Raw genomic sequence first — 18,354 nt, forward strand, 5'->3', positions numbered from 1 at the left:
GCTTAATTCATAAAAAGAATTCAATATTAATATACAAGTGTTATTTTTGACACTCGAAATTTACAGATAAAGAATTGTTAGAATGGAATATTTGAATGAGTTAAACCCTGTTCAGAAAGAAGCTGTTGAAAATTACACCGGACCATCGCTTGTAATTGCAGGTGCAGGATCGGGTAAAACCAGAGTACTTACCTACAGAATTGCTCACTTGTTGAATCAGGGTGTTCGTCCTTATTCGGTTTTGGCCTTAACCTTTACCAACAAGGCGGCTCGCGAAATGAAAGACAGAATTGCCAATGTAGTTGGTCTAGAGCAGGCGCAAAGCTTATGGATGGGAACATTCCACTCTATTTTTTCAAGAATTTTAAGATACGAGGCTGAACATTTAGGTTTCGATTCCAACTTTACCATTTACGATACACAAGATTCGCGTAATCTTTATCGCGCCATCATTAAAGAAATGCAGTTAGATGATAAGGTTTACAAACCTAACGAAGTTCAGAATCGAATTTCATCGGCTAAAAATAATTTAGTGACATCTGCAGCCTATGCCAACAATGCAAAAGCTCAAAAAGCAGATGCAGAAGCAAGAAAGCCACGCATCTCAGAAATTTACAGCAGATATTCACAAAGATGCAAACAAGCCAATGCAATGGATTTTGATGATTTGCTTTTGCAAACCAACATCTTATTCAGGGATTTTCCAGAAATATTAGCCAAATATCAAGATAAATTCAAATACGTTTTGGTAGATGAGTATCAGGATACCAATTACGCACAATATTTAATTGTAAAAAAATTGGCAGAGCAACACAAGAATGTATGTGTTGTAGGTGACGATGCTCAGAGTATTTACTCTTTCCGTGGTGCCAAAATTGAAAACATTCTGAACTTTAGAAACGATTATCCAAATTACCAGTTATACAAACTGGAACAAAACTATCGATCTACTCAGAATATTGTAAACGCTGCCAATAGCATAATTCATAAAAACAAAGGCCAGATTCAGAAAGAATCATTTTCGGATAATGAAGAAGGGGATAAAATCAGAATTGTAAAAGCTTTAACCGACCATGAAGAAGGCTACTTGATTACGAATGATATTTTCGAAACCAGAATGCGATCGCATTGTGCTTACCAAGACTTTGCAATTTTATATCGAACCAATGCTCAATCAAGAATTTTCGAGGAATCCTTACGAAAGTTAAACCTTCCATATAAAATTTATGGTGGACTTTCTTTCTATCAACGTAAAGAGATTAAAGATCTTTTGGCCTATTGTAGAATGGCTGTAAATCCGCACGATGAAGAAGCTATAAAAAGGGTAATTAACTATCCTAAGCGTGGAATTGGAGCTACTACCATTGCTAAACTACAAGAAGCTGCAACGCAAAATGTAGTTAGCATGTGGGATATTATTTGCGGTTTACATGAGCGTCCTTATGGATTAAATACTGGAACAATCTCAAAAATTGCGAAGTTTACCAATTTGATTAAAGGTTTTCAGGCTCAATTGGCAACTGAAACGGCTTTCGACTTGGCTAACAATATTGCCAACTCTACCGGAATCATTAAAGAATTATACAACGACAGATCTCCGGAAGGGGTTTCACGACATGAGAATATACAGGAATTGCTGAACGGTATACAAGAATTTACACAGAATGCATTGGAAGAAGGTCGTGAATTACATTTGCCAAACTTTTTGGAAGATGTGGCCTTGTTAACAGATCAGGATAATGAAAAAGACGAAGATCGAGATAAGGTAACCTTAATGACCATTCACTCGGCAAAAGGTTTGGAATTCCCATACTTGTATATTGTAGGTTTGGAAGAGGAGTTGTTTCCTTCACAAATGGCAACCAGCACACAGCAAGAGCTTGAGGAAGAGCGAAGACTATTCTATGTTGCCTTAACTCGTGCAGAGAAAAAAGCAACTCTTTCATTCGCAAAATCGAGATACAAATGGGGGAATATGAGTTATCCCCGACCAAGTAGATTTATTCGTGAAATTGACGAAAGATTTGTAGAATATACTTACGAACAAGAGCCAGAGTTCTCAGGAAATGGTCGCGACAATTACCAAAGTACAACTGAATTCGAAGTTCCTAATTCACCAATTAGATTTCAACAAAAAAGAAGTTTTTCGGCTAAACCTAAACTAAATCAACCAGTTTCACGTATCAAGCAAAGTAGCAATCAAAACGTCGATCCAAACTTCACTCCTTCAGATCCTGATACAATTCAACCAGGAATGGTAGTTGAACACCAGCGATTCGGAAAAGGTAAAGTGTTGCAATTGGAAGGAAACAAACCGAATATTAAAGCAACTGTATTCTTTAAAACAGTTGGACAAAAACAATTGCTACTTAAATTTGCGAAACTTAAAATTGTAGGATAATTCTCTCACAATTTGTAATGATTAAAGAAAACATATACATTTGCAATGAGTTCTAAGACTTTCTAAGTTTGTCGATTACCAAAAACGAAACGTTTAAAATTCTTATTTACTTCAATAAAATAAGCGACAAATCAGAAATAGTCACTACGAATTATTAAGAAACAGACTTCAATTTTATTTTGGTATGTATTGTGTTGAAACAACGCAACTACCTTTTATATAAAAGAAATTGATTACCGTAATTAACACAACTGAATAAATGGATTACAATTCGAACAGGAAACACCTTGTACTTCCTGAATATGGGCGAAACGTTCAGAAAATGGTTGACTTTGCTCTAACTGTGGAAGATAGAGACGAAAGAAATAAAGTGGCCAAAAGCATTATCGCTGTTATGGGTAACATGTATCCACACCTAAGAGATGTTAGCGATTTCAGACATAAACTTTGGGATCACCTTGCTTTGATGTCGGATTTTAAATTGGATATTGATTCTCCTTTTGAAACTCCTACAAAAGAAAAATTGTCTGAGAAACCACAAAAGGTTCCATATAAAAACGAGCGAATTAAATATCGCCACTACGGTAAAACAATTGAATCTTTAATTGCAAAAGCAATCGAAATTGAAGAGCAAAAGGAAAAAGATGCTTTGATTTTAATGATTGCAAACCATATGAAAAAATCATTCATCAACTGGAACAAGGACAGTGTACCTGATGATAAAATTTTTCAAGATATCGTAGAACTTTCAAATGGACAGTTAACTATTCCTGAAGAATTGAAATTACGCGAAGCCAGAGATAAAGATTTCTCACAGAAAAATAAACCACGCAAAAAGCATAGTGGCGGACATCGAAATGATCATCGCAAGCACAACAAAAATAGATAATTACAGAAAGCCGGTTTTTTAACCGGCTTTTTTATTCAACAAGCTTAATATTTCCGTTTTTTCCTTCGCTTTTATGGTTATCTTTAAGCTATCATTCACACCAAAACACAGACCAAATGAGCACTTTCGAAATAATTGGAGGTCAACCACTAAAAGGTGAGCTAACTCCACAGGGAGCAAAGAATGAAGCTTTACAAATTCTTTGTGCAACACTATTAACTGACGAAAAAGTAACAATCCATAACATACCCAACATTCTTGATGTAAATAAATTAATCGAACTTTTATCAGATTTAGGAGTTCAGGTTTCTCAAGAATCGAAGAACAGTTATACTTTTAAAGCCGAAAATGTAGATTTAGAATATCTAAATTCGCCTGAATTTGTAAAAAAAGGATCTTCTCTTCGTGGTTCTATCATGATTATCGGTCCTCTTTTGGCTCGATTTGGGAAAGGATACATTCCACGCCCTGGTGGTGATAAAATTGGGCGCAGAAGATTAGACACTCACTTTATTGGATTCCAAAAGCTAGGTGCTGAATTCAATTTCAATCAAGGTGAAAACTTCTATCGCGTTGAAGCAAAAAAACTAAAAGGAACCTATATGCTTCTTGATGAAGCATCAGTTACCGGAACAGCCAATATTATTATGGCTGCAGTTTTAGCCGAAGGAACTACTACCATTTACAATGCTGCCTGTGAACCATACATCCAACAATTGTGTAGAATGCTAATTTTGATGGGAGCAAAAATAACTGGAGTTGGCTCTAATTTACTTGAAATTGAAGGTGTTGAAAAACTTGGTGGATGTGAACACAAAATTCTACCAGATATGATCGAAATTGGCAGTTTTATTGGATTAGCTGCCATGACAAAATCTGAAATTACCATTAAAGATGTTGCCTATAAAGAATTGGGAATGATTCCTGATGCCTTTAAACGACTAGGAATTAAGATGGAACTTAGGGGCGATGATATTTTTATTCCAAAGCAGGAAAACTACGAAATTGAAACTTTTATCGATGGTTCAATTCTTACTGTTGCCGATGCGCCATGGCCTGGACTAACTCCAGATTTATTAAGTGTGTTTCTGGTAGTAGCAACTCAGGCAAAAGGAAGCGTATTGATTCATCAAAAAATGTTCGAAAGTCGTTTATTCTTTACGGATAAATTAATTGATATGGGTGCACAAATCATTCTTTGTGATCCACACCGTGCCACTGTAATTGGTTTAAACCAGGAAAATCAATTGCGCCCAACCACAATGGTATCACCCGATATTCGTGCAGGAGTTGCCTTGTTAATTGCAGCTTTATCAGCTGAAGGAAAGAGTATAATTCACAATATCGACCAGATTGACAGAGGGTACGAAAACATTGATTTGAGATTGAATGCCATTGGTGCAAATATCAAACGAATTGTTAATTAACTATTCCTTAACAGTTTAAATAATTAGATATATCTATTTTGGCTTTACAAATTAGACAGATTATTTAATAGTTAATTATAACACATATGAAAAAGTTTAAATATACATTTCTACTACTAACATTTTTATTCTCAATTTCTGCCTACGCAGGCAATAAATCAAAAGAAGCCAAAGAAGGTTTTAATGTTGGTGATAAACTTCCTGATATTGTTGCCAAGTCAATCGATGGAAAAAACTTAAAATTAAGTGATTTGAAAGGCAAAGTTGTCTTGGTTGATTTTTGGGCATCATGGTGTCCTCCATGTAGAGCAGAAAATCCAATTCTAGTAAATGCATACAATCAATTCAAAAACACTGAATTTAAAAATGGTAGCGGATTTGAAATCTATAGTTTTTCTTTGGATAAAAAGTTAGCAAGCTGGAAAGCGGCCATTTCTAAAGATAAATTGACTTGGAAATATCACGTGAGTGAATTGAAAGGGTGGCACTCTCCTACCTCAAATAAGTTTGGTATTAATTCTATTCCAGCTAATTTTCTAATTGATGGCAATGGCATTATTTTGGCGAAAGACCTTAGAGGAGCTAACTTGGATAATTTTCTTCATCAGATCATGAAAAAATAACAGATAGAAACCGACATAAGCTAAAGCCGATAATCAAACAGTGATTATCGGCTTTTTATTTTGATTGAATCATTAGGAACTCTCTCAACTCATCCGTTTGATAGCCTTTCTTATCCAACCAATGAAATGCTTTTTGTACATCTCTAAACACTTGTGTTTTTACATTGGTATTATTCATATAAAATGAAAATATATAGGCCTGAATAATTTGTAAAAACTTAGGCTGAACAATTACCGCATTGTACTCATAATTAAGCGAACTACTTATTTTTTTTATTGCTTCATTAACCTGTCGTGCAATTTTTGGACTAGAAAGAATTAATTCTGTAAGATCACAAATTGATGAAAAATTCTTGTTAGGATACTTTTCGAGCATTTCATCAATTGTTTTGATGAAAAAATCAACAGCCTCCTGATCCTGCATTCCTCTTACCTTAAGGTATGCAACATCCTTGTATAACCGAATGCAAAAATCGTTGGTATCAATTTTAATTTCCATAAGTAATAAATATCTCTACTAAATATAATTAAAAGATGTTTATTATGAAAATTCATCATGACATTAACTCCCAATATTTTTCCCATACCTTGTAAAGGTAGTATACAGGGTATGGGGAAAATAGAGCTTTTATGTAGACAAAGAATTAGATCAAACACTTTACTTGGTGAATTTTCGAAGAAATATGAGAACTTGCCTCTTCCCTAACTGCTAATTGTATAATTATCTGCATGAAAAGACATGAAAAAGGAAATTATTACAGTTTCAAATTCTATCTTTGTGCCAATTTGTCGTAAAGGAGCAAATTGGCAGGTTATTTGTTTACTACTGCCGTGTTAATTTAGAACGCTAAAAATCATTGAAAAATGACAAAAGATACAAGCAAATCAAAAAAAGAAGAATTGGAAGAAAAGGATTTGGAAACTAAGGTAGAACAGCCTGTTGAGGAGAAAGAGGTAAAAGAAGAACCAAAGGCTGAAAAGAAAGAAAAAAAGAAATCGGCTAAAGAGAAAAAAGCTGACGAAATAGAAGAACTTGGAACAAAACTTCAGGATATCAACGACAAGTACATGCGTTTATCCGCTGAGTTCGACAACTATAGAAAAAGAACTTTAAAAGAGAAAATGGAGCTTACCAAATCGGCAGGTGAAAAGATTCTTGTTAATGTTCTTCCTGTAATGGATAACTTCGAAAGAGCTCTACAATCTATCGACGAAGCAAAAGATGTAGAAGCTTTAAAAGAAGGTGTTCATTTGATTTACAACAATTTCAAAGATTTCATTTCGCAAAATGGAGTTAAAGAGATTGAAGCAATTAATAAAGAATTTGATACCGACATTCACGAAGCAATTACAAAAATTCCTGCTCCATCAGAGGACATGAAAGGTAAAGTTGTTGATTGCGTTGAAAAAGGATATACTTTGAATGAAAAAGTGATCCGTTTCTCAAAAGTTGTTGTAGGAGAATAGTTCTCTGATTCCTAATTCTAAGTTGAAAAAAGATGTCGAAAAGAGATTATTATGAGGTATTAGGGGTTTCAAAATCTGCCTCGGAAGCCGAATTAAAAAAAGCATATCGTAAAAAGGCGATTCAATTTCACCCTGACAAAAACCCTGATGATAAACAGGCTGAAGAAAACTTTAAAGAAGCAGCTGAAGCTTATGAAGTTTTAAGTAATCCTGAAAAGCGTCAACGTTACGATCAATTTGGTCATGCCGGAATGGGCGGAGCTGCCGGTGGTGGTTTCGGCGGCGGAATGAACATGGAAGATATTTTCTCACACTTTGGAGATATTTTCGGTGGCGGATCTTTCTTCGGAGGTGGATTTGGTGGCGGAGGCCGCAGTTCACGTCGAGTAAACCGTGGTAGCAATCTTCGTGTTAAAGTAAAATTGACTTTAAAGGAAATTGCTGAAGGTGTCGAAAAGAAAATCAAAGTTAAAAAATACGTTGAGTGTAACTCATGTAACGGTTCTGGAGCAAAAGATGGTTCTTCATTCTCAACTTGTTCTACCTGTAATGGTTCAGGACAAGTTACCAGAGTACAGAATACCATCTTAGGGCAAATGCAAACAGCATCAACCTGTCCTTCTTGTAACGGCGAAGGTAAAATGATTACCAACAAATGTACTAGCTGTGCTGGTGAAGGTATTGTTCGTGACGAAGAGGTAATCTCAATTAACATTCCTGCTGGCGTTGCTGAAGGCATGCAACTTTCGGTTAGTGGAAAAGGTAACGCTGCTCGTCGTGGTGGAATTAATGGTGACTTGTTAATTCTGATTCAGGAAGAAGAGCATCCAGAATTGGTTCGTGATGAAAACGACTTGCTTTACAACCTGTTCATCAGTATTCCTGATTCTATTTTAGGAACAGCTGTTGAGATTCCAACCATCGAAAACAAGGTGAAAGTGAAAATTGATGGAGGTACTCAGCCTGGTAAGATTTTACGATTGAGAGGAAAAGGTCTTCCTGATGTAAATGGATATGGCAGAGGTGATCTATTGGTTAAGATCAACGTTTGGGTTCCAAACAATGTTAGCAAAGATGAAAAGAAGATTTTAGAGAAACTTCAAAACTCTGAATCATTCCAGCCAAAACCAACATCGCAAGAAAAAAGCTTCTTCAAAAAAGTAAGAAACTTCTTCGAATAGATATAAAAATATAATGATCAACCCCGGCAGAAATGTCGGGGTTTCTTTTTGCTTAAACTTTATATCGATAAAAAAACAAGTTAAAACCTGTATCAACTTCTTTATATCGATTTTTTATCTAGACATCATTATAAATTGTGTATTTTAGATTTCAATTCAAATTAGAGTGTCACTAACCAAAACTATAATTCATGACATTTTTCGAAGCAAAAGACGTTGTTAAGCAATATGCAGGACATAAAGCACTTAACAAGGTAAGTATATCTGTTCCGAAAGGCAGCATATTTGGATTACTTGGTCCAAATGGAGCTGGTAAAACAACATTGATACGTATCATCAACCAAATTACTGGTCCCGATGCCGGAGAGGTGTTTTTTAACGGCCAACCTTTAAAACCTGAAGATGTAAAACGCATTGGTTACCTTCCTGAAGAAAGAGGATTATATAAAAAGATGAAAGTTGGCGAACAAGCTGTTTATCTTGCTCAGTTAAAGGGCATGAGTCAAAAAGAAGCCACCAAGAAATTGAAAGCCTGGTTCGATAAGTTTGACATTTTACCTTGGTGGGATAAAAAGGTAGAAGAACTTTCAAAAGGGATGGCGCAAAAAGTGCAGTTCATTGTTACCATTCTTCATGAGCCTGAATTATTAATTTTTGATGAGCCTTTCAGTGGTTTCGACCCTATTAATGCCAATTTGTTGAAAAAAGAAATTCTGGAATTAAGAGACAAAGGTGCTACCATCATATTTTCAACTCACAATATGGGTTCGGTTGAAGAAATCTGCGATCACATTGCTTTAATTAACAAATCAGAAAAAATTCTTGATGGTCCGGTGGAACAAATCAAGAAAAAATACAGAACCAACACCTACGAGATTAACTACATAGGTGAGTTCGACAAGTTGGATCAGGTACTTAAAGCTGATTTTGAAATTATTGATCAAGCAAAGGGAATTGAATTTAATACGCTTAAGATCAAACTAAATAACGGATCTACTTCTAATGAATTATTAGAACAGCTACTGCCCTATTTAAACATTGTTTCATTCCGAGAAATCATTCCTAACATGAATGATATTTTCATTAGAGTAGTAAAAGAAAGCAAAACCATCTAACCACAAGATTTACAAAATGAACAAGATATTTATCATTATACAAAGAGAATACCTTTCTCGTGTTAAGAAAAGGTCATTCCTGATTCTTACTTTTCTTACTCCATTGCTGATTGCAGGAATTTATGCATTCATGATTTGGATGATGTTAAAAGATGATACTGAAAAAAGAACCATTGCTGTTTTAAACGAATCAGAATTGGTTGAACCTGTTAAAAGCAGCGAATTCACCACATACAACTACTTGCAAAATGCCTCTTTTGAGGAAGTAAAAAGCAGTATGGAGAAGAAAGGATATTATGCAATTTTGGTAATTCCTAAAAACATTCTGCAAACCAAAACCGCAGAATTATTCTCGCACAAACAAGTAACTATTGAAGTTAAATCAAGTGTGGGGAGACAAATCAGGCAACATATCGAAAAGCTAAAGCGATCTAAAATTATTGCAGAAGCAAACATGCCTGATTTAGAAGAAAAATTAGCTGCAACCAGAACTCCTATCTCTATGCGAACCATTAAGTTTGGCGAAGGTGGTGAAATTAAGCAGAGCTCTACTGAAATTGCAATGGGGATTGGTTTTGCTGCCAGTTTCATCATTTACATGTTTATTTTCATGTATGGTGTTCAGGTAATGAGAGGTGTAATCGAAGAGAAAAGTAACCGTATTGTTGAGGTAATTATATCCTCGGTTAAACCATTCCAACTAATGATGGGAAAAATTGTCGGTGTTGCTATGGTTGGGCTTACTCAATTTATAATGTGGGTGGTATTAACCGGTATCATTATTACTGTTGGCTCAGCATTAGTTTTGCCAGGTGTTGATATGGAGACCTTACAGCAAGCAAAATCGGTTGCTGAATTGCCAGCAGGAGCTGCTTCTTTAGATGCTGGCCAGTTAAAAATGGCTCAGGATATTTTGGGGACTTTTGATTTGGCATATGTGGCAGGAATTGTTGGTGCATTTATCTTCTTCTTTTTAGGTGGATATTTATTGTACTCAGCCCTATTCGCTGCAGTTGGTAGTGCTGTTGACAACGAAACAGAAACCCAACAGTTTATGCTGCCAATTACAATACCTTTGATTCTTGCATTATACATTGGTTTTGCCGTGGCAAAAAATCCTGAGAGCAGTTTGGCCTTCTGGGGGTCTATAATTCCATTTACCTCACCAATTGTAATGTTGGTAAGAATTCCTTTTGGTGTTCCAATTTGGGAGTTGCTACTTTCCATGTCGTTACTAATCGGAACATTCCTTTTAATCACATGGATAGCAGCCAAAATATACCGAACAGGTATATTGATGTATGGAAAGAAAGTTTCCTACAAAGAAATATGGAAGTGGTTAAGATATCACAACTAACAAATGTTGTATCAATTATAGAAAATGCCTCTTCACGAGGCATTTTTCATAAACTTTAAATTAGGCATAGTTTTTGAAGAAGCTGAAATATGTCTTTTATCAGTATTTACAAGACATTGACAAAAGTTATATTTCTTAAACAAAGATTTTACTATCTTCGATAATGATTCTATTCCTAAAACTTAGGTTAGATCACATTCACTTAAAACTTTAACCTTTATATATGCAAAAGAAACGGATTTCTGTAATTGATTTAGGAACCAATACATTCAATTTATTGGTAGCAGAATGGAGCGAAGGGAAACATCCTAACATCCTACACCGTTCGAAGTACCCTACCAAAATTGGCAAGGGCGGAATTAATCAAAATAAAATAACCGACGAAGCGATTCAAAGAGCAAAAAATGCATTTGATGAAATGAATCGCATATCAGAAGAATACAATTCTATCGAGAAAATTGCCTTCGCTACTTCAGCCATTCGTTCAGCAGCGAATGGAGAGGAATTCGTCCGATTAATTGAAGAAAACTATCAAGTAAACATAGAGATCATTTCCGGTGAACGCGAGGCTGATTTAATTTATACAGGAACAAAAAATGCTGTTGAATTAAATCACGAAGCTGTTGCTATTTTGGATATCGGAGGTGGCAGCAATGAAATTATCATTGCCAACAACGAAAAAGTATTCTGGAAAAAAAGTTATCCGCTAGGGATGACTCGATTGCTCGAAATGTTCACGCCTTCAGATCCAATGACAAAAGGAGATATTGCAAAGGTAGATGAGTATTTAAAAGAGCAATTGCCCGATTTATTCGAGGCATTGGATCTTCACAATGTGAAAACCTTAATCGGTTCATCCGGATCATTTGATACTTTCAAACAAATTCTTTTGGCTGATGGCTATCAAACAAATGGATTGCCAGAATCTCAATTTGAAATTAAACTGAAAGATTTCTTCCGTTTGCATCAAATCTTTTTAAGCTCAAGCCTGGAAGAAAGAAAAAGCATAAAAGGAATGGATCCTGTTAGAGTTGAGCTGATGGTGGTGGCAAGTATTTTCATCAATCATCTGGTAAAAGAAGCTGGTTTTAGTAAATTGTACCAATCTTCATATGCTCTAAAGGAAGGTGCTTTGTTTGAGCACATCGAAAAAAACACTAACAAAACAGCTGCAGCTGTAGAATCAAAAAAATAGCTATGTCTAAAATTCTGATCATTGATGACGAAAGAAGTATTCGAAATACTTTGAAAGAAATTCTAAGTTATGAAAGCTACGACATCAGCCTTGCCGAGGATGGCATTGCTGGATTGGAGATGGCAAAAAATGATGAGTTCGATGTTATTTTATGCGACATTAAAATGCCACAAATGGATGGTATTGAAGTATTGGATAAAATACAGGAATTGGCCATCGATACTCCAGTTATCATGATTTCGGGCCATGGAAATATCGACACTGCAGTTGAAGCAATAAAGAAAGGAGCTTTCGATTTCATTGAAAAGCCCCTTGATCTAAATAGAATTCTGATTACCATTCGCAATGCAATGGATAAATCGAAGCTGATTACAGAAACCAAAGTTCTGAAAAGAAAAGTCAGCAAGAAATATGAAATGATTGGTGAGGCTGATGCAATTCAGGATGTAAATCAAATGATTGATAAGGTAGCACCAACCGATGCCAGAGTTTTAATCACCGGACCCAATGGAACTGGTAAAGAATTGGTTGCACATCGAATCCACGAACAAAGCAATCGCTGTAAAAGCCCATTTATAGAAGTAAATTGTGCTGCAATTCCTTCTGAACTAATCGAAAGTGAATTGTTTGGCCACGAAAAAGGATCATTTACCTCAGCTCATAAGCAACGCAAAGGCAAATTCGAATTGGCCGATGGTGGAACGCTTTTCTTGGATGAAATTGGTGACATGAGTTTATCTGCGCAAGCAAAAGTATTAAGAGCTTTGCAGGAAAACAGAATTACCCGTGTTGGTGGCGATAAGGAGATTAAAGTTAATGTTCGTGTAATTGCAGCAACCAATAAAAACCTAAAAGAAGAAATCGAAAACAACAATTTCCGTGAGGATTTGTATCACCGCTTAAGCGTGATTTTAATTGAGGTTCCTTCTTTAAATGACCGAATTGATGACATTCCATTGCTTGCCAATCATTTTATTGATATGATTTGTGGCGAAATGGGATTACCAGTAAAAGGAATTGATGAAGACGCAATTGAAGAGCTAAAAAAGATCAATTATACCGGTAATATTCGAGAGTTCAGAAACATCATCGAGCGATTAATCATCCTTGGACAGGATAGCATTAGTGTTGAAGATGTAAAAGCATATACCAAATCAGCAAATTAATCATGAGAATTGAATCAGATTTTATTGGTAAACGAGAGATTCCCAAAGATTCACTTTGGGGAATTCATTCTCTTCGTGCGAAGGAAAATTTTCCGGACAACACCCAATTTCATAAAGAATGGTATATGGCTGTTGGAGTTGTGAAACAAGCCTGTTACAAAACTTACCTTGATTTTCTGAAAGGAATCGATCGTAAGTTTCCAAACCAGGAATTTCCTTTTCAATTGTTTGATAAAAATCTGATTGAAAACTTAAATGATGCTGCTGATGAAATAAACCTGGGCAAGCATTTCGAGCATTTCATTGTGCCTGCCATACAAGGTGGTGCTGGAACCAGCATCAACATGAATGTAAATGAGATTATCTCCAACAGGGCTTTGCAACAAGCAGGTGAAAATTGTGGCGATTACGATAAAGTAGATCCTTTCGAACATGCCAATGTGTTCCAATCTACTAACGATGTTATTCCAACATCGCTAAAAGTTGCGACAATTCGTTTGCTTCAGGAATTGGAAGAATCAATTAACAACTTGCGTTTGCAGGTGGAAAAAACAGAAAGCAATTACAGAAATGTTTTGCGCATTGGATACACTCAAATGCAGGCTGCCGTTCCATCCTCATACGATAAACTATTTAGTACATACAACAATGCTTTGTCGAGAGACTGGTGGAGAGTTTCCAAATGTTTCGAAAGAATCAAGGAGGTGAATCTTGGTGGCGGTGCCATAGGAACAGGACTTTCTATACCTCGATTCTTTATCATGGAAGTGGTTCCTAATCTGCGCAAGCTAACGGGATTGCCAATTACGCGTTCCGAAAATTTATCGGATGCAACTGCAAATCAAGATGGATTTGTTGAAGTGCATGCAACATTAAAAGCTCATGCGGTAAACCTGGAAAAAATGGTTGCCGATCTTCGACTTTTAGGATCCGATTTATTTCAGAACAGAGAACTTCACTTGCCACAAAAACAAGTGGGTAGTTCCATTATGCCGGGTAAAGTAAATCCTGTAATTCCAGAGTTTGTAATTAGTTCGGCTCATAAAGTTTATTCTAATGATGTAATGATTAGTAACCTATCGGGACAAGGTTGCCTTGAATTAAATGCATACCTGCCTTCTATTGGTCATGCCTTATTGGATAGCATCAAATTGCTGATTGCTGCAAACAATACACTTGCTGAGAATCTATTCAAGGAACTGTCGATACAGTCGAGTTCTACCGAAGAAAATGTGCTTTATAATCCTTCGGTAGCCACAGCTCTTTCTCCATATATTGGATATCATGAGGCTGCAAAACTGGCTAAGGAGATGAAGAAGAATTCTTGTACAATACTGGAAGCCAACAATAAGCTTGAAATTTTGTCGAATGACAAGCTAAAAGAACTGATTACTCCAGAAGAATTATTAAAATTAGGATTCGTTTTAAGCGAAACAATTAATACGAAATAACCGATAACTGTTCATTGGTAACTGATCACTGCAAAAACATGGGTAGAGAACGTCGTCCACATATTGGAATTTTTGGTAGAAGAAATAACGGGAAAAGTACATTAATCAACTTCCTTGCGGGGCAGGATATTGCTATTGTTTCTGATGTTGCAGGTACTACCACGGATCCTGTAAAAAAATCTTTTGAAATCACAGGATTTGGCCCGGTAATACTTATCGATACTGCCGGGATAGATGATACAGGTGAATTGGGAAAAAAGCGAATTCTTAAAACCAATCAGGCCATTAAAACCATCGATTTGGCCATCTTGGTCATTACCAAAAATACATTTGGTGATTTTGAAAAAGGCTTGATTGAAAAATTCAAAAAGCAAGATGTTCCTTTTATCGCCATTCACAATAAGGAGGATCTAGAACTATTGCATCAGGAAACTTTAGGAAAACTAACTGAAGCAGGAGCAAAAGAAGTTCTGCATTTCAATTCGGTAGACGGCGACATTGAGCCTATTGTAAAGAGCATCAAGAAAACCATTCCCGAATCGGCATTTACTACGCCATCGCTTCTTGGCGATTTAATTAGCTATGGTGATATTGTTCTTTTAATTACGCCAATTGATATTGAAGCGCCTGAAGGACGATTGATTCTACCACAAGTACAAGCCATTCGTGATATTTTGGACAACGATGCCATCTGTATTGTTTTAAAAGAACGCGAAGTAGATGCATTCCTTAGAAAAACAGGAATCAAACCTAAGCTTGTTGTAACCGATAGCCAGGTATTCCTGAAAGCTGGAGCTTCTATCCCATCTGATATTGCTTTGACCAGTTTTAGCATTATGCTGGCACATTTCAAAGGCAATTTTTCTGCTTACCTTCAGGGAACTCCAAAAATTTCAGAGCTGAAAGATGGAGACAAAGTTCTATTGCTGGAAAGCTGTACTCACCATACTTCTTGTGATGATATTGGAAGAGTTAAAATTCCGCGCTGGATTTCGAATTATACCGGAAAACAACTTGATTTTGTAGTGATTGCAGGTTTAGATGAAATTCCTGGAGAAATGTCGGATTATGCATTACTCATTCAGTGTGGTGGATGTATGATTACGCCAAAACAATTGGGAAATAGATTACAACCTGCCATAGATGCAGGCATTCCTGTTACCAATTACGGTATGGCCATTGCCTATGTACAAGGGATATATAACCGTGCTGTAGCTCCTTTTGCAAAAATTGAAGATTCTTCATTGGATTATCTGTAATATTTGAACCGTTTAAACATCAATTTTTAATCTTAAAAGTTAAGCTCTCTACTTCTTAACGTGAAGTTTCAGTATTAAAAGCTGAGGTTTCAACGTTAATACTTGTGGCTTCAACATTGACAGCTGATGTTTTAATGTTGAAACCTAAGGTTTCGATATTGAAAGTTGAGCTTTAAACTTTTTTTGCTGTCATTTTAGCTCATCAGGACATCAATTTTCATTAAAAGCTGAAGTTTTAAGATTAAAACTTGAAGTATCAACATTGCAAGTTCAGGTTTCTACGTTGACAGCTTAGCTTGCGATGTTAAAACATGAACTTTTTACATTGAAATGTCAACTCGCAACATTAAAAGGACACGATTCTATATTAAAAGTTCAACTAAAAACGTTAAAACTTGAATTTTAAATGAGTTCATCTCATTTGTTCATATTCACTTTGTAAACAACTCCTCTTTCTTTCAGATACTCAAAAACAAAATTAAAGCAATCAGCATCTTTACCCAGAAATTCAGGAGGATTGATTCCTTTGCGAGAGTATTTGCCTTTTAGCAAGATATTGGCAACTGCAGTACAGGTATATCCTGTAGTTCGTGCCATTGATGTAAATCCTTTTTCATCATCAAACTCATCGAATAAATCGTATACAAGGCATTTTTTTAAACCATTCTGTAGACCTTCTACTTCTACTCGCATCACGGTAAACTCTTTCTCTCCCGGCTTCAACTTCCATTTCGAGAATAACAATTTTGAGGTCAAATCAATGGGTTTGATTTTCACCCCATCAATATTAATCTTCTCATGAGAAAAATAGCCAGTATCTCTCAACACTCTCAAATACTCAATGGTTCCAGGATAACGTAAGGTTTTTTCAATCATATTGGGAACACCCATGGTTTTAATCAGACTGCGTAATCCATCAGAATTCCATGCCTCAAGCGTTCCAACATTTTCAAAATGGATCAGTTCGGGATCAGACAAAGCCTCGCGGACTACAATATCTCCATTCTGAACATATCGAGCAGGTCTGGTATATTCCTCAATCACATCAATAGGAGAAAAAACTGCTTTATACTCCCATGGCCACTCTCTTTTGAAAGGCAATCCTCCAACAAGACATTTAAAACTTTTCACCCTCATTTTCTCATTGTGATAACCCAAAATCAAGTTTCCCATGCCTGGAGCAACACCACAATCCGTAACAATACAGCAGTTGTTATTTTTGGCAAGATCATCCAATTCAAAAGCATCTTCAGGGAAAAAAGAAATATCCACCATATTTCTTCCTGCCTCTATTACTTCTCGAACTACTTTGAATCCCATGCTTCCGGGCACAGCCCCAACTACCAAATCCGAATCAGCAACTAATTTCCGAACTGTGCCTTCAACCGACAAATCGGCTTTCTTGGTCTTGATTTTAGGATGCCTGGCCAATTGTTCCAATGCATTTGCATCATGATCAATGGCAGTTACAGCAAAAGATTCACTTAAATCAATAGCGATTAGTTTCCCAACCAATCCGGCTCCTAATACAGTTACTTTCTTCATGATTTCGATTTTTGGTTTAAAATCTCTATATAATTTACGAATACTATCATGCAATTTCAACTTTAATCGTTTGCCTATGCTTATGATTACAACTGATTATTGTTATCTTTAATTTCTAAATTAACACCTAAACACATATACAATGACTAAAATATTTTGGCTTTTTCTATTTGCATTGATTTCAATAACCCCTGTCAATGCTCAGAAAACTTTCAGCTTGCAAGGAATGATTGGTGGACTTCAGGAAGAATACATTTACCTGTACAAGTATGATGGAGAAACCAAGGAGTTTATCGATTCTGTTAAAACCAAAAATGGAGAATTCAAATTCGAAGCACCATGTGAACAAGCATTTATAGGTGAATTCAAACTTGCAGGACGAAGAGCTGGAAAAGTATTTCTATCTCCAACCAAAATGAGCCTATTTGTTCATAAAAAGGATATGAACCACAAATTTTTGATGGGCAAATTAAAAGGTTCACCAGCCCAAGACAGGTATGAGGATTTTCAAGAAAAACTAGCCGAAAACAACAAACAAAAATTAAAAATTGCTGAAAATCTGGAAATTCCGGAAATACAATCAGATTCGGTTAAAAAAAATCAATTCATGAAGGAATATACCAGACTAAATCAATTCAGAGATGAATATTATTTCAAATATGCTTCCTCTCCGGTAGTTGCTTATCTGATTTATCAGGAATATTTTGCTTCCAAACGAAGTCTGGAGTATGTAAAAGAACAATTGAAAACCTTAAAACTGGCCAATCCAAATGGATTGTACGTTAACAATTTGCAAAAGAGGGTTAATATTATTGAAACTCTTAAAAACAAAGGCCAGTTTCCTGAAATCAAGTCAAAAACTTTAGATGGCAAAGAATATCAGCTCTCTCAGCACAAAGGAAAACCTATATTACTATACATTTGGAGATGTTGGTTTCCTAATCGAGCTCAAGAATATTATGATGGAATCAAAGATATTACAAGCACTTTTCCTTCATTGGAAGTCGTTAACATCATAAGATACTCATCATATGCCAGGGTAAGGATTCCGGGAACTACAAAAACCAAAGCTTGGCATCCTGAACCAAGACCTGAATTAAATTGCATTGAAATTGGAAGCTTGAACCAAAACATTGAAGTAGTGCGATATTTAGACAGAGGTTTCAATGCATTCTTACTCGATGAAAATGGAAAAATCATATATCACCAAAATGATAAGAACATAGATTTGTTAAAATCACAAGTCTCCTCACATCTTTCAAACCTGTAGTATTCATT

15 protein-coding genes are annotated in these 18,354 nt (G+C 35.8%); 13 read left to right on the forward strand and 2 right to left on the reverse strand.

Annotation, left to right across the window (positions count from 1 at the left end):
* Positions 1–82 precede the first annotated feature (82 nt).
* The 4 genes from DF185_RS12205 to DF185_RS12220 all read left to right on the forward strand — a co-directional run bounded on the left by DF185_RS12205 (position 83) and on the right by DF185_RS12220 (position 5,340).
* A complete protein-coding gene (locus DF185_RS12205; RefSeq protein ID WP_110361035.1) occupies positions 83–2,401 on the forward strand; it encodes an ATP-dependent helicase in 2,319 nt (772 codons plus the stop codon).
* A gap of 259 nt (positions 2,402–2,660) precedes the next feature.
* The gene (locus tag DF185_RS12210) at positions 2,661–3,290 is read left to right on the forward strand and encodes a DUF4290 domain-containing protein (RefSeq protein ID WP_110361036.1); all 630 of its coding nucleotides are present in this window, start codon (positions 2,661–2,663) and stop codon (positions 3,288–3,290) included.
* Between the two features lie 116 nt (positions 3,291–3,406).
* The gene (gene murA / locus DF185_RS12215) at positions 3,407–4,717 is read left to right on the forward strand and encodes a UDP-N-acetylglucosamine 1-carboxyvinyltransferase (RefSeq protein WP_110361037.1); all 1,311 of its coding nucleotides are present in this window, start codon (positions 3,407–3,409) and stop codon (positions 4,715–4,717) included.
* A gap of 86 nt (positions 4,718–4,803) precedes the next feature.
* The gene (locus DF185_RS12220; protein WP_110361038.1) at positions 4,804–5,340 is read left to right on the forward strand and encodes a TlpA family protein disulfide reductase; all 537 of its coding nucleotides are present in this window, start codon (positions 4,804–4,806) and stop codon (positions 5,338–5,340) included.
* Between the two features lie 55 nt (positions 5,341–5,395).
* On the opposite strand, the gene DF185_RS12225 is transcribed toward DF185_RS12220, so the two are convergent.
* A complete protein-coding gene (locus tag DF185_RS12225) occupies positions 5,396–5,839 on the reverse strand; it encodes a hypothetical protein (RefSeq protein WP_110361039.1) in 444 nt (147 codons plus the stop codon).
* 365 nt (positions 5,840–6,204) lie between these two features.
* Between DF185_RS12225 and DF185_RS12230 the strand changes: the two genes are divergently transcribed.
* The 8 genes from DF185_RS12230 to hydF all read left to right on the forward strand — a co-directional run bounded on the left by DF185_RS12230 (position 6,205) and on the right by hydF (position 15,531).
* Positions 6,205–6,807, forward strand: a complete 603-nt coding sequence (locus DF185_RS12230) for a nucleotide exchange factor GrpE (RefSeq protein WP_110361040.1) — start codon at positions 6,205–6,207, stop codon at positions 6,805–6,807.
* Positions 6,808–6,839: 32 nt separating this feature from the next.
* Positions 6,840–7,988 (forward strand): molecular chaperone DnaJ, encoded by a 1,149-nt coding sequence (gene dnaJ, locus DF185_RS12235; RefSeq protein WP_110361041.1) that lies wholly within the window; start codon positions 6,840–6,842, stop codon positions 7,986–7,988.
* 191 nt (positions 7,989–8,179) lie between these two features.
* Positions 8,180–9,103: an ABC transporter ATP-binding protein gene (locus DF185_RS12240; protein WP_110361042.1), complete on the forward strand. Its 924-nt coding sequence runs from the start codon at positions 8,180–8,182 to the stop codon at positions 9,101–9,103.
* A gap of 16 nt (positions 9,104–9,119) precedes the next feature.
* Positions 9,120–10,460, forward strand: a complete 1,341-nt coding sequence (locus tag DF185_RS12245; protein ID WP_110361043.1) for an ABC transporter permease — start codon at positions 9,120–9,122, stop codon at positions 10,458–10,460.
* Between the two features lie 223 nt (positions 10,461–10,683).
* A complete protein-coding gene (locus tag DF185_RS12250) occupies positions 10,684–11,655 on the forward strand; it encodes a Ppx/GppA phosphatase family protein (protein ID WP_110361044.1) in 972 nt (323 codons plus the stop codon).
* Positions 11,656–11,657: 2 nt separating this feature from the next.
* Positions 11,658–12,821, forward strand: coding sequence for a sigma-54-dependent transcriptional regulator (locus tag DF185_RS12255; protein WP_110361045.1), 1,164 nt, complete (start codon positions 11,658–11,660; stop codon positions 12,819–12,821).
* A 2-nt stretch (positions 12,822–12,823) separates the two neighbouring features.
* Positions 12,824–14,272 carry a lyase family protein gene (locus DF185_RS12260; protein ID WP_110361046.1) on the forward strand — a complete coding sequence of 483 codons (1,449 nt, stop codon included), beginning with the start codon at positions 12,824–12,826 and terminating at the stop codon, positions 14,270–14,272.
* Positions 14,273–14,310: 38 nt separating this feature from the next.
* Entirely contained in the window at positions 14,311–15,531 is a 1,221-nt protein-coding gene (gene hydF, locus DF185_RS12265; protein ID WP_110361047.1) for a [FeFe] hydrogenase H-cluster maturation GTPase HydF, read from the forward strand.
* 417 nt (positions 15,532–15,948) lie between these two features.
* Here hydF and DF185_RS12270 read toward each other — a convergent pair whose 3' ends face one another.
* Positions 15,949–17,076: a saccharopine dehydrogenase family protein gene (locus DF185_RS12270; RefSeq protein WP_110361327.1), complete on the reverse strand. Its 1,128-nt coding sequence runs from the start codon at positions 17,074–17,076 to the stop codon at positions 15,949–15,951.
* Positions 17,077–17,218: 142 nt separating this feature from the next.
* On the opposite strand from DF185_RS12270, the gene DF185_RS12275 reads away from it, so the two are divergent.
* Complete coding sequence (locus DF185_RS12275; RefSeq protein WP_110361048.1) at positions 17,219–18,346, forward strand: DUF4369 domain-containing protein; 1,128 nt, start codon at positions 17,219–17,221, stop codon at positions 18,344–18,346.
* Positions 18,347–18,354 lie beyond the last annotated feature (8 nt).

The organism is Marinifilum breve (genome assembly GCF_003202155.1).
In the GTDB taxonomy this organism is placed as follows: Bacteria; Bacteroidota; Bacteroidia; order Bacteroidales; family Marinifilaceae; genus Marinifilum; species Marinifilum breve.

Coding starts and splice junctions, on each gene's coding strand:
- DF185_RS12205 (WP_110361035.1), top strand. CDS start 83: ATGGAATATTTGAATGAGTTAAACCCTGTTCAGAAAGAAGCTGTTGAA.
- DF185_RS12210 (WP_110361036.1), top strand. CDS start 2,661: ATGGATTACAATTCGAACAGGAAACACCTTGTACTTCCTGAATATGGG.
- murA (WP_110361037.1), top strand. CDS start 3,407: ATGAGCACTTTCGAAATAATTGGAGGTCAACCACTAAAAGGTGAGCTA.
- DF185_RS12220 (WP_110361038.1), top strand. CDS start 4,804: ATGAAAAAGTTTAAATATACATTTCTACTACTAACATTTTTATTCTCA.
- DF185_RS12225 (WP_110361039.1), bottom strand. CDS start 5,839: ATGGAAATTAAAATTGATACCAACGATTTTTGCATTCGGTTATACAAG.
- DF185_RS12230 (WP_110361040.1), top strand. CDS start 6,205: ATGACAAAAGATACAAGCAAATCAAAAAAAGAAGAATTGGAAGAAAAG.
- dnaJ (WP_110361041.1), top strand. CDS start 6,840: ATGTCGAAAAGAGATTATTATGAGGTATTAGGGGTTTCAAAATCTGCC.
- DF185_RS12240 (WP_110361042.1), top strand. CDS start 8,180: ATGACATTTTTCGAAGCAAAAGACGTTGTTAAGCAATATGCAGGACAT.
- DF185_RS12245 (WP_110361043.1), top strand. CDS start 9,120: ATGAACAAGATATTTATCATTATACAAAGAGAATACCTTTCTCGTGTT.
- DF185_RS12250 (WP_110361044.1), top strand. CDS start 10,684: ATGCAAAAGAAACGGATTTCTGTAATTGATTTAGGAACCAATACATTC.
- DF185_RS12255 (WP_110361045.1), top strand. CDS start 11,658: ATGTCTAAAATTCTGATCATTGATGACGAAAGAAGTATTCGAAATACT.
- DF185_RS12260 (WP_110361046.1), top strand. CDS start 12,824: ATGAGAATTGAATCAGATTTTATTGGTAAACGAGAGATTCCCAAAGAT.
- hydF (WP_110361047.1), top strand. CDS start 14,311: ATGGGTAGAGAACGTCGTCCACATATTGGAATTTTTGGTAGAAGAAAT.
- DF185_RS12270 (WP_110361327.1), bottom strand. CDS start 17,076: ATGAAGAAAGTAACTGTATTAGGAGCCGGATTGGTTGGGAAACTAATC.
- DF185_RS12275 (WP_110361048.1), top strand. CDS start 17,219: ATGACTAAAATATTTTGGCTTTTTCTATTTGCATTGATTTCAATAACC.